The sequence below is a fragment of the Rhizomicrobium sp. genome (assembly GCA_037200045.1).
Lineage (GTDB): Bacteria > Pseudomonadota > Alphaproteobacteria > Micropepsales > Micropepsaceae > Rhizomicrobium.
In genome coordinates this window covers 708,655-723,432 of sequence record JBBCHM010000001.1, presented here as the reverse complement: position 1 = coordinate 723,432, position 14,778 = coordinate 708,655, and the positions used below count along the sequence as shown (strand labels likewise).

Sequence of the window (14,778 nt, the reverse complement as noted above, 5' to 3'; positions counted from 1 at the left end):
TCGAGTACTATGTCTTATATTAAACTAACACTTTGCGGCCCACGCGGCGCCAGCGCAGGCTTGTAGTTGTGGCCATGGTCCATCGCGATGTAGCGCACGAAGGCCTCGACATCGCCGCCCGTGAGGGCGAACTGGCGCATCCAGCCGTCGCCGGACGGTCCGCGATGTTCAAGGATGCGATGGCGAGTGACGGGCATGCCGGCCCCAAGTCTCATGTGAGACTTCGAAAGTCTCACGCCGGTGGCGCTTCGTTCCGATCCCGCGCGCTAAGAGCCGATCTGGAAAGAAGTTGAGTCGGGTGAATCGGTTGTGATTCCGTTGTGGGTGCTGATTCGCAACAGGAGCACCCGATGTGGAAGCCGGAGCACCGGCTGTCGGCGAGACGCAATGGTCTTCGCTATTCCAGCGACATGACGGATGAGGAATGGTCACTTGCGGCGCCGTTGATACCCCCGGCCAAGCGCGGCGGGCGCAAGCGCACGACGGATGTGCGTGAAGTCTTGAACGCCATTTTCTATGTGCTTTGGACGGGCTGCCAATGGCAGGCGCTGCCGAAGGATTTTCCGCCCAAGAGCACGGTTCACGACTATCTCGAACTGTGGAACTGGGACGGGACGTTGGAGCGCATCCATCACGCGCTCTATGTGGCAGTGCGCGAGAGCCAAGGCCGCGAGGCCAGCCCCACCGCCGCCATCATCGACAGCCAGAGCGCCAAGGGAGCGCTCAAAGGGGGGCTCTGCTCGATCCTTCAGGCTACGACGCGGGCAAGAAGGTCAAGGGCCGCAAGAGGCACATCCTCGTCGATACGCTCGGCCTGTTGCTGAGCGTCGCCGTCCACAGCGCCGACATCCAGGATCGCGACGGCGCAGCGCTGGTCCTCGACAAGCGGACGCGGCGATCGTTTCCCTTCATCGAACGTATCTTCGCCGACGGCGGTTACAACGCCAAAAAGACCGCCGATGCCGTCGCCGCCACCGGAACCTGGGTCATCGAGATCGTCAAGCGCAGCGATGCCCACCGCTTCGTGGTCATGCCAAAACGCTGGATCGTCGAACGCACCCTGGCCTGGATCAGCCGCAACCGACGCCTGGCGCGCGACTTCGAGCGCTACGCCACAACCGTCGCGGCCTTCATCCGCCTCGCCATGATCCGCATCATGCTCAGGCGACTTGCCGCAAATCCCTCAAAATGATTCAGTTCTTTCCGGATCGGCTCTAACACCGGTGAGATGTGAAAGCGGATCATCGGACGAATTTCCATTACGACCGCCCGTGTAGACCTTGTCGATAAGGAGATCACTCTGAGTAAGGAGATTCGACCAAGACGTTGTCATGTCTTCCTCCTCCTCGCTCGCACAACTCGTTCAAGTGAACTAGAGCAGACTCCCATTAATCCAAGTCGTATCCGGCATGAGCGAAGAAGTTTGCGCATTCGCTCGGGTTGAAGGTCAGCAGTGCTGTTGCGACGGCTTCGTCCAAGGCTTCGACGGTTCTTGCGGCGGCCTTTCGCACGTGGGCTTTGAGCTTTGAGAAGGCGTTCTCGATGGGGTTGAAGTCGGGACTGTAGGGCGGCAGGTAGGTCAGCGTCGCCCCGGTCGCTTCGATGGCTTCGCGCACGCCGGCGACCTTGTGGGCCGGCAGGTTGTCCATAATGACGCTGTCGCCCGGCTCCAGGAGCGGCGCCAGCATCTGCTCGCACCAGTCCCGGAAGGCTTCGCCGTCCATTGCCCCATCGATCAGCATGGGTGCGCCCATGCCCGACAGGCTCAGCGCGCCGACGAAGGTCGTTGTCTTCCAATGGCCGTGCGGAACCGATGCCCGACAGCGCTCACCTCTGGGCGCCCAGCCGCGCAGCCGCGCCATCTTCGTCGACAGGCCGCTCTCATCGACGAAGAACAGGTGCGCTGGATCGAGTTCGGGCTGGCGCGCGAACCATGCCCGGCGCGCCGCCTTCACATCGGCGCGCTCTTGTTCGCTGGCATGAGCGGTCTTTTTTTGTGTGTCATGGCGTGGCGATCGAGGAACTTCCACACCGCCGTCGACACCACCCGAACACCGCGCTCGCTGGCGACACGGTCCGCGATCTCCTCCAGCGTGATGTCGCGCCGAGCCTCGATCAGCTCGAAGATGAAGTCTGCATGGGCGTCCAGCACCGAACCCTTCGGCTTGCCTTGCTGGGGCGGCTTCACGCCCCCCGTCGCCCGCTTCAGCCGCGCCCAGGCCCCCGCCGTCGCCTTGCCGATCGCAAACCGCTTCGCCGCCTCCCCCGTCGACTCCCCGCCTTCAATCGCCGCGATCACGCGCTCGCGTAAATCCATGCTGTAGGGCTTGCCCACCCGAATCTCCTGCCAAAATCCAGATGAAGCGAATCACAGATCGCACAAGCCGGGAATCCCTTCCGACTCGCGTTTCAGGGAAGATGCTCTAGCGGCGTGAGAAATACTTTGCTTAATGTCATGCTCCCAGATGCGTATGACTTTCCACCCAAGCGCCCTTAATTCGTCAGTAGCCCGATCATCCCTTTTTTTGTTCTTATCAATTTTGTCTCGCCAGAACAGGCGATTCGTTTTCGGTTCAACCGCATGATCTGGGCACCCGTGCCAGAAACAGCCGTCTACAAAAACTGCAATTTTCTGAGATGCGAAAACGATATCCGGCGCGCCTGGAAGATCATTGCGGTGAATCCGGAAACGCAATCCCTTGGAATAAAGTGCCTTACGCAAAAGCATCTCTGGCTTCGTGTTTTTACCGCGTATGCGGCTCATATTGAGCCGTCGTTGCTCAGTGGTGAGAACATCCGCCATAAAACACTAGGGCCGAAACCCAAAAAAGTCATTGTCGGTTGAATCGGTTGATGATTCCGTTGCTTCGTGATTCGGAGGCATTGGGATGCGGAACAACCTGTTTTGGCTGAGAGCCGATCCGGAAAGAACTGAATCATTTTGAGGGATTTGCGGCAAGTCGCTTGAGCATGATGCGGATCATGGCGAGGCGGATGAAGGCCGCGACGGTTGTGGCGTAGCGCTCGAAGTCGCGCGCCAGGCGTCGGTTGCGGCTGATCCAGGCCAGGGTGCGTTCGACGATCCAGCGTTTTGGCATGACCACGAAGCGGTGGGCATCGCTGCGCTTGACGATCTCGATGACCCAGGTTCCGGTGGCGGCGACGGCATCGGCGGTCTTTTTGGCGTTGTAACCGCCGTCGGCGAAGATACGTTCGATGAAGGGAAACGATCGCCGCGTCCGCTTGTCGAGGACCAGCGCTGCGCCGTCGCGATCCTGGATGTCGGCGCTGTGGACGGCGACGCTCAGCAACAGGCCGAGCGTATCGACGAGGATGTGCCTCTTGCGGCCCTTGACCTTCTTGCCCGCGTCGTAGCCTGAAGGATCGAGCAGAGCCCCCCTTTGAGCGCTCCCTTGGCGCTCTGGCTGTCGATGATGGCGGCGGTGGGGCTGGCCTCGCGGCCTTGGCTCTCGCGCACTGCCACATAGAGCGCGTGATGGATGCGCTCCAACGTCCCGTCCCAGTTCCACAGTTCGAGATAGTCGTGAACCGTGCTCTTGGGCGGAAAATCCTTCGGCAGCGCCTGCCATTGGCAGCCCGTCCAAAGCACATAGAAAATGGCGTTCAAGACTTCACGCACATCCGTCGTGCGCTTGCGCCCGCCGCGCTTGGCCGGGGGTATCAACGGCGCCGCAAGTGACCATTCCTCATCCGTCATGTCGCTGGAATAGCGAAGACCATTGCGTCTCGCCGACAGCCGGTGCTCCGGCTTCCACATCGGGTGCTCCTGTTGCGAATCAGCACCCACAACGGAATCACAACCGATTCACCCGACTCAACTTCTTTCCAGATCGGCTCTTAGACCGGCGCACGGGCACAACGCGTCGACCCGTTTGAGACCGGTGTGGAAATTGAGCTGAGAGAGAGACTTGCACGCTGGGTCCGCCGCGCTCCCCAGCAATATTGGAGTCAGTATCCGAAGACTTCTCTGCTCCAGAGCGCAGAGAGAGCTGCCGCATTGCGTGCCGCAGGACGTATAGTGGGGCAAGCTTGGCCAACGCCTAATTCAATGCGCGGGGTTGAGCCGGCTACGATTTACAAGTTGGTGAACGGACTCAGGAGGGCGACCTGATGACGTCCAACGAAATCGGACCGTTGCGAAGAAGCGCAGCCGCTACGACCTTTGGTCCTGGTGCTGTCGTAGATTTTCGGGCTGGTGAAGCAACAATTTCAGCTATTGTCGCAGGCCTTGAAGAATGGGACCGTAATTTTCCTCCTGGGGGGATGCTGCATCCGCAGGCCATCAGGGAGGAGCGGCTTCAGAAAAAGCTGAACGTCAGGGGCTTTCGCCTTCCTCCGGTAAGAGACCCTGCGAAGGAGTCCGACAACGAACGCGCGCTCGTCGCCGTGCGTTTCCCCCTATGGCTGCAATGCCCCCAATGTGACCGGATCGGGCAAGAAGATCGCTGGAACGATGAACCGGGACGTGCTGGCCGTATCTGCCAGAGCTGCACAAACAAGGCGCCGTCACGTCAGAACGTTTTTGCTATCCCGGTGCGTTTCGTCATGGCCTGTGAGGCTGGTCACCTTGATGAGTTTCCCTGGCACATGTGGGTTGGGCACCGCGAAGGATGTACCAATCGCGAAGGCCTCTTGAAATTGCAATCGGAGCAGCCCGGCCTCGCAGGTCTCATTCTCAGCTGTCCGAAATGCAATGCCCGACGTTCGATGGACGGCATTTTTTCCAAGGATACATGGAAGCGCTTCTCCAATTGTAGGGGGCGCCGCCCCTGGCTGGCCACCGGTCCTGAACTCTGTCCGCATAAGCCCCGGACCGTACAGCGCGGAGCATCCAATCTCTATTTCCCGTTAATTGAATCAGCACTGAGCATTCCGCCATGGTCGGACCGGTTGCAGGAAGCGCTGGGAGTCCACTGGAATACGATCATCAGCGTTGAGCCGGAGGACCGTGCACAATATATCCGGATGGTTGCAAAGGCTGATTTGGCTGCAGTCCTTCAGGAACTGAATCTTTCTCCGGAAGATCTGGCAGGCGAGATCGACAGGCGGCTGCGTGCACAGGATGCAATTGATACAGATAATCTCCGCCTGGAGGAGTATCGGCAATTTACTGGCGGCGTTCCGGTGCAGGGCCTGGATCGCGAATTTGAAATTCGACCTCAGCCCGTGCCAGCTGCCCTGCAGAAATGGTTTTCCAGGCTGTTAAAAGTTACTCGCCTGCGCGAAGTGAGGGCGCTGATAGGGTTTACAAGGATTCAGCCTCCGGGGGATTCATCGGACACCAATATAGCTCCGCTATCCATAAATGAGGAACTGGGCTGGCTCCCTGCGATAGAAGTACGTGGCGAGGGTATTTTTCTGGAATTCGCGGCCGCCGAACTTGCGTCGTGGGAAGCGGGCTCAAATATGGCTGCGCGGGCCGCCGAAATTCAGGCTCGCTGGTCTAAGGAATGGAAGGAGCGTCATGGAGCGGATTCAGTGTCGCCGCGGGAGATCACACCGCGCTTTCTGCTCGTACATACATTTGCCCATGCATTGATGCGTCAGTTGACCCTTGAATGTGGTTATTCATCAACAGCGTTGCGGGAGCGCCTCTACGTCGAAAGTGGTGACACCGCGATGGCGGGAGTACTTATCTACACAGCGACCACTGATGACGATGGCACGCTTGGTGGGCTTCAACGTGAGGGCGACCCAGTTCGTATTGAACGCACCGTAAGATCGGCTCTGAAAGCGCAGACGTGGTGTTCGTCTGATCCCCTCTGTATCGAAAATGTACTCAGCGGAGATGATGGACTTTCTCTTGCTGCCTGCCACTCGTGTGTACTTTCTCCGGAGACCTCCTGCGAGGAGTTCAACAGATTTCTCGACCGGGCAACGCTGGTGGGGACGCCAGCTGATCCCGACTCTGGCTTTTTCAAGGGCTTGCTTCCGGGAGCTGCATGATGGCCGGACCGCGCATGTGGCCAGCGATCCTGCCACGTCAGATACGCGAGAGTTCACTGCGCGCTTCTGAGGTGAAGGTATACGATCTGCTGGCAAATACACTCGGCAGTGGATGGGTAGTGTTTTACAGCCGCCCCTGGCTTGGCATGACCCCTTCGGGCGAAGAGAAAGATGGAGAGTGTGATTTCGTCGTGATGCATCCAGCCTGGGGCTATCTGACATTGGAGGTTAAGGGCGGAGGAATTTCGTATGACCCCGTGAAAGACCAATGGAGAACAATTGATCGTCACAATATTCGGCACAACATCAAAAACCCCGTCAGACAGGCAGTTGCGTCCAAGCATGAACTGCTTAAACAGGTGAAAACTCTCAGAGCCGATCCGGAAAGAACTGAATCATTTTGAGGGATTTGCGGCAAGTCGCCTGAGCATGATGCGGATCATGGCGAGGCGGATGAAGGCCGCGACGGTTGTGGCGTAGCGCTCGAAGTCGCGCGCCAGGCGTCGGTTGCGGCTGATCCAGGCCAGGGTGCGTTCGACGATCCAGCGTTTTGGCATGACCACGAAGCGGTGGGCATCGCTGCGCTTGACGATCTCGATGACCCAGGTTCCGGTGGCGGCGACGGCATCGGCGGTCTTTTTGGCGTTGTAACCGCCGTCGGCGAAGATACGTTCGATGAAGGGAAACGATCGCCGCGTCCGCTTGTCGAGGACCAGCGCTGCGCCGTCGCGATCCTGGATGTCGGCGCTGTGGACGGCGACGCTCAGCAACAGGCCGAGCGTATCGACGAGGATGTGCCTCTTGCGGCCCTTGACCTTCTTGCCCGCGTCGTAGCCTGAAGGATCGAGCAGAGCCCCCCTTTGAGCGCTCCCTTGGCGCTCTGGCTGTCGATGATGGCGGCGGTGGGGCTGGCCTCGCGGCCTTGGCTCTCGCGCACTGCCACATAGAGCGCGTGATGGATGCGCTCCAACGTCCCGTCCCAGTTCCACAGTTCGAGATAGTCGTGAACCGTGCTCTTGGGCGGAAAATCCTTCGGCAGCGCCTGCCATTGGCAGCCCGTCCAAAGCACATAGAAAATGGCGTTCAAGACTTCACGCACATCCGTCGTGCGCTTGCGCCCGCCGCGCTTGGCCGGGGGTATCAACGGCGCCGCAAGTGACCATTCCTCATCCGTCATGTCGCTGGAATAGCGAAGACCATTGCGTCTCGCCGACAGCCGGTGCTCCGGCTTCCACATCGGGTGCTCCTGTTGCGAATCAGCACCCACAACGGAATCACAACCGATTCACCCGACTCAACTTCTTTCCGGATCGGCTCTCAGTAGCTGGCCGGGCAGATTCATCAGGCAGAGGCACGGGGTGATCTTTCCGGACTCTGAAACCCCACCCGGCAAACTCGGCGCTGATAGTCCGCGCGAGATCTTCTGCTGCAGGAGTGAACTGCCTACAATCGCTCGCTGGATCAAGTCCCGGCTTTCAGATGGAACGGCAGATGAACTGGGAGCAGATGGCATACGCGCGTTTGAAGAGTTGCTTGCCAAGCCGTTTACGCTTCGCGTTCCGCTGGGGCATTATCTGGACGACGACGATCAGGTAATAGCGGCTCTTACACCACAACAATTTCATATTCTGGATTCCGTCGGCCACCTGAACCGCGTTGCCGCTGGTGGAGGAGCGGGCACCGGCAAGACCATTCTCGCCATGGAAGACGCGGTGCGCTTGGCGCAGCGCGGCCTGAGAACAGCCCTTATTTGTTATTCAGAACCGTTGGCAGCGTACATGCGGAAAAAGCTGTCGAAGGTCGTCCCGAGCGTCGGTGTATGGAGTCTGGGCGCACTGTGTTCTGCACTTTCACAAGATGCTGGATATGACTGCGAAGCAACAAACGACGTGGAAAGGCGCATTGAGTGTCTCATGAAAGCGGTTCGAGCAAAGCCGTCGCTGAAATTCGACGCGATAGTCGTCGATGAAGCGCAGGATTTCCGGACTCACTGGTGGATTGCTATAGAGGAAGCCGTCAAGGATCACGAGGCCTCGTGGCTACACGCGTATTTCGACACAAACCAGAGCGTATATGGTGATTTGGCTAAGGAGCTTGCCGCGTTCAAAATTGTTCCGATTCACCTGACACGCAATCTGCGTAACACTCGTAACATCCATGAGACAGCCTCACGCTTTTATAGGGGCATTCCAATCACGGCAGATGGCCCCGAAGGACTGACTGTCGAATGGCTTGAGGTAAGTAGTGGGGAGATTCATTCGTCGGCGGTGGCAGCCGCGAGACGTCTAATCAAAGAGAAAGTCGTTCCCGGAGAAATTGTGGTCCTTACTGCAGAGGAGGAATCCGGTGCAGTCATACGAAATCGTACTGGTTTTCCTGAAGGCGTGGAGGTGTCGACTATCAGGAATTTCAAAGGCCTTGAGCGGAAGGTAATTATTCTCGCAACATCGCGTGAGTTGGCTGATGAAGCGGAGCTCGCATATGTTGCGCTTTCGCGCGCTCGTACGCACCTTGTGGTCGTAGGCGAAAAGCAAATACTCGCTTGGCTGAAAGCACATTGATTGTGCGTCCGCATATTGAATTTGCAGATTGCGCTACCGCGTGTGCCGTCGTTCTCCTGTGCCGGTGACCTTCTCGAGCTATTCGATTGCTACCGAAAGCCGATTTCGGCTGGGGTTGCACTAGGCCCGGACGAGCATATTCATATTCTCCTTGGGGCGGCGGCTGTTACAGGCGCCCGACTTGTAACAAAGGGTCTTTAGGCCTGCTGCCCATTAGTGGCGTGAACAGAGCAAAGTTCGCCAGAAGATTGCTCTCCTTTTTCCTCGACTTCGGCGCTTGTTGGAGCGTCCATCCCGTGCAGCTCTGGAGATTGAGGATTTGGCCATCAGCGCAAGGCACCGATCAAAGGCCGTTTCCCACGACAGTACCCGCTTACTTGACGCCAGGATTCTGGCGCTCGCTGAGCTGACCATTTCTGAACTACACCAAGCTTGGAAGACCCAGGTCACAGGCGATGCGCCGCCAATCCGCTCTCGCGCCATTCTATGCCAGCTGCTCGCGTGGAAACTTCAGTCCGACGCAGCTGGCAGCTTGGATAGCGCCACCGAGCGCGCGTTGACGAAGATTGCAGAAGCCCTGCAGCGCGACGGCTCATACGAACCCAAGATACGAAGTGGTTTTTCGCCCGGCGTGATATTTTCTCGCGAGTGGAAGGGCATCGTTCATCGCGTGACGGTAGCCGTCGAAGGCTTTGATTATCGGGGTAAGAAGTACCGTAGCCTTTCGGACATAGCCCGCACCATAACCGGCACGCGCTGGTCTGGTCCCCGATTTTTCGGGTTGGAGCAAAGGGAGCAACGCTCCTCGCGAGAGGTTGCGCAATGAGCACCAAACGCCAGATCCGCTGCGCGATCTACACCCGCAAATCGACTGAGGAGGGTCTTGAGCAGGATTTCAACAGCCTCGATGCCCAGCGGGAGGCATGTGCTGCCTATATCACCAGCCAGAAGACCGAGGGCTGGACCGCGGTCGCCGGCCGATACGACGACGGCGGCTATTCGGGCGGAACGCTGGAGCGCCCTGCCCTGCAACGTCTCCTCAAGGATATCGAACACGGCGCCGTCGACGTCGTGGTCGTCTACAAGATCGACCGCCTCAGCCGCTCGCTGATGGACTTCGCCAAGCTGGTCGAGGTGTTCGACCGAATTGGCGTGACCTTCGTGTCGGTCACCCAGTCGTTTAATACGACAACCTCGATGGGGCGGTTGACGCTCAATGTGCTGTTGTCCTTCGCCCAATTCGAGCGCGAGGTTACTGGCGAGCGCATCCGCGACAAGTTTGCCGCCTCCAAGCGCAAGGGCATCTGGATGGGAGGCAACCCGCCTCTTGGATATGATGTCTTGGACCGCAAGTTGGTGGTGAAACCCGCCGAAGCAGCGACAGTCCGTTTCATCTTCCAGCGGTACCTGGACCTGGGCTGCGCGCGTCTTCTTTGCATCGATCTCAAAGAACGAGGTGTGCTGTCCAAGCCCAGGTTGTCAGGTACTGGCGCTGTGCGCGGTAGCAAGCCGATCGAACGCAGTGCCATCTATTGTATCCTCAACAACCGAGCCTACATCGGCGAGACTACCCACAAGGGTAACTCGTACCCTGGTGAGCACGAGGCCATCGTGCCCCGCGGCCTGTTTGACCAAGTCCATCGGAGGCTGGCGGAACAGCGGCCACCCGTGACTGCCGGCACGCGTGCGCCGCAGGAAGCCCCCCTTGCAGGTCGACTGTTTGACGACACGGGGACGATGATGGTTCCGACCTATACGGTCAAAGGAGGGAGCCATCGCTATCGATATTATGTGAGTAGGCCAGCCACGAAGGGTGAAACCTCCAAAGCCGCCATCTCCCACATCTCGGCTCCGCCACTTGAAAGTCTCGTGTTCGGAGCGTTGCGGCGAGTGGGCCTTCCATCGGACGAACCGTGGGCGGCTATGCACCGGATGGATGTTCGGGCCAACGATATCGTCATCCGCCTCAAGCGAGCCGACGCACTCGCAGCCTGGCGGTCAGATGTGCCTGGCGCCCATTCGCTGACCGATCGGCAAATTCTCAGCGACCGGCAGGAGCTTCTCCAACCCGGTGAGACGCTCATCGATGACGGCGAGCATCTCATCTTGTCCCTGCCGATCCGCGCGCGCTTCCGGGGCGGTGCCGCAACGATGACCGACCCAGCCGGCAAGGCGGCGCCGCGCCCCGACATGACGCTTATCAAGGCCCTCGCCCGAGCCCACCAGTGGCGCAAGATGCTTCTGAGCGGCGAAGCCACCTCGATGGAGGATCTGGCAAGGCGCTTCGGTATGGATCGCGGGCACGTCGGTCTCACTCTGAACCTTGCCTTCCTGAGCCCCACCCTGACTCGTGCCATCGTGCGCGGCGAGCAGCCCCCGGGTCTGCGGCTCAATCGTCTCCTTCGCGATGGGGTACCCCTCTCATGGCGAGAGCAGGAATTGGCATTTTTCCCGAACACGGCGGTGCGCGAAAAACAGGGGATGTAAGCGCCATTCTTCCCTGTTACCTGAAATTCTTTCCCTGTTATCGCGCCGCGCGTTCCCTGTTATCACCAGCGCGATTTCGGGCAGAGAAATCGCACAAAAAACCATGGAATCGATGTTTTCTGACCCGTACGCGCGCGAAATGTGCGCTCAACTGGGAATCTTCCCTGTATTTATCCCTGATACTTCGTCTGCGGGGGAGCATGGTTCGTCGATCAGACTGCCCCGGCATAAACTCCCAACCTCCAGTTCGGGCCGAAGTGGAGGTCTGCGATCTGGCGATGGAGACTGGCGGCCGGATGGCGCCAAAATTCCCTGATCTTTGAGTCTCTGCCGTAAGGCCGGAGACCGGACACGCGCCCAATGCCGCCGCAATCGGCGTCATTCGCGCCGGCAAGTGGAGGTTCGGAGTTTTTGGGAAACGGAATGGTACAGTTGGGTGGGCTCGAACCACCGACCTCCGGATCCACAATCCGGCGCTCTAACCAGCTGAGCTACAACTGCACGTTCCCGCGCGGGGAGCGGGAAAATATGGCCCGCCCCCCGCAAAAGCAAGGCTTTCCGCCCCGGCAATCCCGCCTGCGAAATCGAGGCCGGCGCGCTATGCTCGCCGCGCCATGAATCGTCGATTTCTCCTCATTTTTCTGGGCGGACTGGCCGCGCTGGTCGCGGTCGCCGTCGCGGCCGTTCCTTTCGTCGTGCCGACCGGCGCGGTTCGCGGCGAGATCGAGCAGCGCGTCAGCCAGGCGACGGGCCGCGCCTTCAAGATCGAGGGCGGCCTCGCCTTCACGCTGTTTCCGGCGCTGGGGTTCACCGCGCATCATGTGACGCTGGCGAACATGCCCGGCGGGCGCGCGCCGCATCTGGCGGAGATCGACGTGCTGCGCATCGGCGTCAAGCTGCTGCCGCTGCTGTCGGGACGGATCGAGGCGGACGAGATCGAATGCGACCGGCCGCTGCTCGCGCTCGAAGTCGCGCGCGACGGCCGCGCCAATTGGGAGCTCAGGCCGGGCCGTGGCGCCGAGGCCGGCACCGGCGTCGCCGTCAAGACGGCATTCGCGGGCATCGCGGTCAGCGACGGCACGGTCACCTACGACAATGCCCGGCTGGGCAGCCGCCGCGAGATCGACCATCTCAGCGCCAGGGTGGCGCTGACCCGGCTCGACCGCCCCGCCGGCGTGAGCGGCGCCTTCGCGTTTCGCGGCCGCCGCCTGAACTACAGCCTGTCCGCCGCGACGACCCAGACGCTGCTGGCCGGCAAGGGCACCCGCGTCACGGTCGCCATCGCGTCGGATTTTCTCAACGCCGGGTTCTTCGGCGCAATCGGCAGCGACGGGCTGATCAGCGGAACCGGTTCGCTGCGCACGCCGTCCTTGAAGGACGTGGCGGCGTGGCTCGGCCGTCCCGCCTCGGCCGGAGCCGGTCTTGGTCCGCTCGATATCCGTGCCGCGGTCGCGGTGCACGATCGCAGCGCGTCGCTCACCAATATTGCGGCGAAGATCGACGGCATGACCGTCTCGGGCTATCTCGACGCCGATCTGCGCGCGCCCGTGCCGGCGGTGAACGGCGTGCTTTCGGTCGACCGGCTCGATCTCAACACCTATCTGCGCGGCGGACCGCCGGCTCCCGGGGCGCCGAAAGCCCCGGCCCCGATCAGGCCGCCGGGCGGCGGCTGGAGCAAGACCGCGATCAATCTCGACCTGCTCAAGCTGATGAACGGACGGTTGACGCTGAATGTCGGCCGGCTGGACGTGCTGCACCTCAAGCTCGGGAAAACCGTCATCGCCGCCACGCTCGCCGGCGGATCGATGACCGCGACGATGAGCCCGATGCAGCTCTATGGCGGCACCGGCGCGGCGACGCTGATCGTCGATGCCCGCGCGGCCGCACCGCTCGTCGCCAACAAGCTTGTTTTCAGCAACATCGCATTCGGGCCGTTCCTCGCCGACACGATCGGCGTCGACAAGATCGACGGCCGCGGCACGATCATGCTCGACGTCACGTCCAAGGGCGCCTCGCCGGACGCCATCATGCGCGGCCTGTCGGGCAAGGGCTCGGTCGTCATCGGGCATGGCAGCGTCCGCGGCGTCGACATGGGCATGGTCGCACGGACGGTCACCACGATCCTGAGCGCCGGGGCGACCGGGACGAGCGCCGCCACCGATTTCGACCGGTTCGGCGGCAGTTTCACGATCGCGAACGGCATTCTGACGAACAACGATCTCAAACTATCCAGTCCTTTCATCAACATGACGGGCGCCGGCCATCTCGACCTGGGCAACCAGACCATCGCCTATCGGATCGAGCCCAAGGCCTCGATCGGCGGCAAACTGAACCTCCTGGATGTCGGCGTGCCCTTCGCCATCACCGGGTCCTGGAGCCATCTGCGCTATGTGCCCGACCTCGCCGGCGCCGTGAGCGGCCTGATCGGCAGCGTGCTGGGCAAGGGCACCGCGCCCATCGAGGGGCTCCTGGACGGCCTGGCGGGGCCGCCCGCGGGCACGAAGAAGAAAAGTAAATCGGTCGGCGATACGTTAAAGGGCATGTTCGGGATCCACTGAGGCGAAGCATGGCGAGACGCACGATCATCATCCTGGGCGTGGCCGGCGCGGTGCTGGTCGTGCTCGTGGGCGCTTATTTCTGGCTGACGCGCACCCTGCCCGTGCTCACCGTCGCCACTTGGTCCGGGCCCTACAGCCGCGCCCAGGCCAACGCCATGTTCCGCACCTTCGGCGAGGCCAAGAGCTATGACGTCCGCATCGCGCTTTACGATGGCGGCCTGAACGAGCTGCAGCAGATGGTCGTCAACCGCCGCTACGAGTGGGACGTGATGGACTTCGAGCTGCCCGATGCCATCGCGGCCTGCCGTCAGGGCCTGCTCGAGCATATCGACGTCGCCAGCCTGCCGCCGGGCGCCGACGGAACGCCGGCCGCGAAGGATTTCGTGAAGAACGCCATCGGTCCCTGCTGGGTCGGCAGCGTGGTCTATTCGCAGGTGATTGCCTATGCGCCGCGCCGCTATGGCGAGGCCAGGCCGCAGACGGCGGCCGATTTCTTCGACCTGAAGCGGTTTCCCGGCCCCCGGGCGTTGCGCCGCGGCGCCAAGTTCAACCTGGAGCTCGCGCTCCTCGCCGACGGCGTGAAGCCGGACGATGTTTACGATGCTCTGTTGACCCCGGTCGGGATCGACCGGGCGCTGACCAAACTCTCCACCCTCAAGGGCTCGCTGGTCTGGTGGAGCAATTCGGCCGACGCGATCGCCATGCTGAATGACGGCCGGGCCGCCTTCGCGACGGTGCTCGACGGCGACGTCTACGACGCCGCCCAGCACCATCGGGCCGTGGACGTGATCTGGGACGACCAGCTCTATGAGCTCGACGTGTTCGGCGTGCCCAAGGCCAGTCCGCACAAGGACATCGCGATGGATTTCGTACGGTTTGCGACCGCCGCGCCGCGGCTCGCGGGCGTCGCGAGCTGGGTACCCTATGGGCCGGCGCGCAGGTCCGCCCTGCCCCTGGTCGGGAAGAATCCGGAGCTTGGGACCGACATGACGCCCTACCTTCCCACGGTGCCGTCGCACTTCGCGACCGCCTTCGCGGTGGACGACGAGTGGTGGCAGCTCCACGGCGCCGACATCGACCCGCGCTGGGAGGTCTGGATCGCCGCTCAATGAGGCAGCTTTTTGCGAATATTACGTGCACGCACGATTCGCTGAAATCTTCGGCGGCGTCCGCCCCGTCGCGCGCTATCGCGCATTGACATCGCC

The 14,778-nt window shown here is 61.0% G+C and carries 13 protein-coding genes and 1 tRNA gene; 8 read left to right on the top strand and 6 right to left on the bottom strand.

What is annotated here, in order from left to right; translation table 11 throughout:
* Positions 1-14 precede the first annotated feature (14 nt).
* The gene (locus tag WDM86_03200; GenBank protein MEI9989022.1) at positions 15-215 is read right to left on the bottom strand and encodes a hypothetical protein; all 201 of its coding nucleotides are present in this window, start codon (positions 213-215) and stop codon (positions 15-17) included.
* A gap of 135 nt (positions 216-350) precedes the next feature.
* Here WDM86_03200 and WDM86_03195 point away from each other — a divergent pair.
* Positions 351-1,192, top strand: a protein-coding gene (locus tag WDM86_03195; protein ID MEI9989021.1) for an IS5 family transposase whose coding sequence is annotated in 2 segments (ribosomal slippage) — positions 351-738 and positions 738-1,192 — 843 coding nt in all. Because the reading frame shifts where the segments join, the coding sequence is not laid out codon by codon here.
* A 196-nt stretch (positions 1,193-1,388) separates the two neighbouring features.
* On the opposite strand, the gene WDM86_03190 is transcribed toward WDM86_03195, so the two are convergent.
* From WDM86_03190 to WDM86_03180, 3 genes are all read right to left on the bottom strand, one after another.
* Positions 1,389-2,335 (bottom strand): IS630 family transposase gene (locus tag WDM86_03190; protein MEI9989020.1). Its coding sequence is split into 2 segments (ribosomal slippage): positions 1,389-1,996 and positions 1,996-2,335, totalling 948 coding nucleotides; the frame shifts between segments, so codons are not numbered across the junction.
* 33 nt (positions 2,336-2,368) lie between these two features.
* Entirely contained in the window at positions 2,369-2,803 is a 435-nt protein-coding gene (locus WDM86_03185) for a very short patch repair endonuclease (GenBank protein MEI9989019.1), read from the bottom strand.
* 133 nt (positions 2,804-2,936) lie between these two features.
* Positions 2,937-3,778 (bottom strand): IS5 family transposase gene (locus tag WDM86_03180; GenBank protein MEI9989018.1). Its coding sequence is split into 2 segments (ribosomal slippage): positions 2,937-3,391 and positions 3,391-3,778, totalling 843 coding nucleotides; the frame shifts between segments, so codons are not numbered across the junction.
* A gap of 353 nt (positions 3,779-4,131) precedes the next feature.
* Between WDM86_03180 and drmB the strand changes: the two genes are divergently transcribed.
* Positions 4,132-5,967: a DrmB family protein gene (drmB, locus tag WDM86_03175; GenBank protein ID MEI9989017.1), complete on the top strand. Its 1,836-nt coding sequence runs from the start codon at positions 4,132-4,134 to the stop codon at positions 5,965-5,967.
* Positions 5,967-6,371, top strand: coding sequence for a nuclease-related domain-containing protein (locus WDM86_03170; protein MEI9989016.1), 405 nt, complete (start codon positions 5,967-5,969; stop codon positions 6,369-6,371). The genes drmB and WDM86_03170 overlap by 1 nt, the downstream gene beginning before the upstream one ends.
* Here WDM86_03170 and WDM86_03165 read toward each other — a convergent pair.
* A protein-coding gene (locus WDM86_03165; protein MEI9989015.1) for an IS5 family transposase occupies positions 6,363-7,204 on the bottom strand; the annotation gives its coding sequence in 2 pieces (ribosomal slippage) (positions 6,363-6,817 and positions 6,817-7,204; 843 coding nt in all). The genes WDM86_03170 and WDM86_03165 overlap by 9 nt on opposite strands.
* 121 nt (positions 7,205-7,325) lie before the next feature.
* Between WDM86_03165 and WDM86_03160 the strand changes: the two genes are divergently transcribed.
* From WDM86_03160 to WDM86_03150, 3 genes are all read left to right on the top strand, one after another.
* A complete protein-coding gene (locus WDM86_03160) occupies positions 7,326-8,528 on the top strand; it encodes an ATP-binding domain-containing protein (protein MEI9989014.1) in 1,203 nt (400 codons plus the stop codon).
* Positions 8,529-8,847: 319 nt separating this feature from the next.
* Positions 8,848-9,354: a DUF2924 domain-containing protein gene (locus tag WDM86_03155; GenBank protein MEI9989013.1), complete on the top strand. Its 507-nt coding sequence runs from the start codon at positions 8,848-8,850 to the stop codon at positions 9,352-9,354.
* Entirely contained in the window at positions 9,351-11,015 is a 1,665-nt protein-coding gene (locus WDM86_03150; protein ID MEI9989012.1) for a recombinase family protein, read from the top strand. The genes WDM86_03155 and WDM86_03150 overlap by 4 nt, the downstream gene beginning before the upstream one ends.
* 424 nt (positions 11,016-11,439) lie before the next feature.
* Here the strand turns inward: WDM86_03150 and WDM86_03145 are convergent.
* Positions 11,440-11,516: transfer RNA gene (locus WDM86_03145), tRNA-His, on the bottom strand.
* A gap of 113 nt (positions 11,517-11,629) precedes the next feature.
* Here WDM86_03145 and WDM86_03140 point away from each other — a divergent pair.
* Together WDM86_03140 and WDM86_03135 are read left to right on the top strand one after the other, a co-directional pair.
* The gene (locus WDM86_03140) at positions 11,630-13,573 is read left to right on the top strand and encodes an AsmA family protein (protein MEI9989011.1); all 1,944 of its coding nucleotides are present in this window, start codon (positions 11,630-11,632) and stop codon (positions 13,571-13,573) included.
* 8 nt (positions 13,574-13,581) lie between these two features.
* Positions 13,582-14,685 (top strand): extracellular solute-binding protein, encoded by a 1,104-nt coding sequence (locus WDM86_03135; GenBank protein ID MEI9989010.1) that lies wholly within the window; start codon positions 13,582-13,584, stop codon positions 14,683-14,685.
* Positions 14,686-14,778 lie beyond the last annotated feature (93 nt).

Coding starts and splice junctions, on each gene's coding strand:
- WDM86_03135 (MEI9989010.1), top strand. CDS start 13,582: ATGGCGAGACGCACGATCATCATCCTGGGCGTGGCCGGCGCGGTGCTG.
- WDM86_03200 (MEI9989022.1), bottom strand. CDS start 215: ATGAGACTTGGGGCCGGCATGCCCGTCACTCGCCATCGCATCCTTGAA.
- WDM86_03140 (MEI9989011.1), top strand. CDS start 11,630: ATGAATCGTCGATTTCTCCTCATTTTTCTGGGCGGACTGGCCGCGCTG.
- WDM86_03170 (MEI9989016.1), top strand. CDS start 5,967: ATGGCCGGACCGCGCATGTGGCCAGCGATCCTGCCACGTCAGATACGC.
- drmB (MEI9989017.1), top strand. CDS start 4,132: ATGACGTCCAACGAAATCGGACCGTTGCGAAGAAGCGCAGCCGCTACG.
- WDM86_03150 (MEI9989012.1), top strand. CDS start 9,351: ATGAGCACCAAACGCCAGATCCGCTGCGCGATCTACACCCGCAAATCG.
- WDM86_03185 (MEI9989019.1), bottom strand. CDS start 2,803: ATGGCGGATGTTCTCACCACTGAGCAACGACGGCTCAATATGAGCCGC.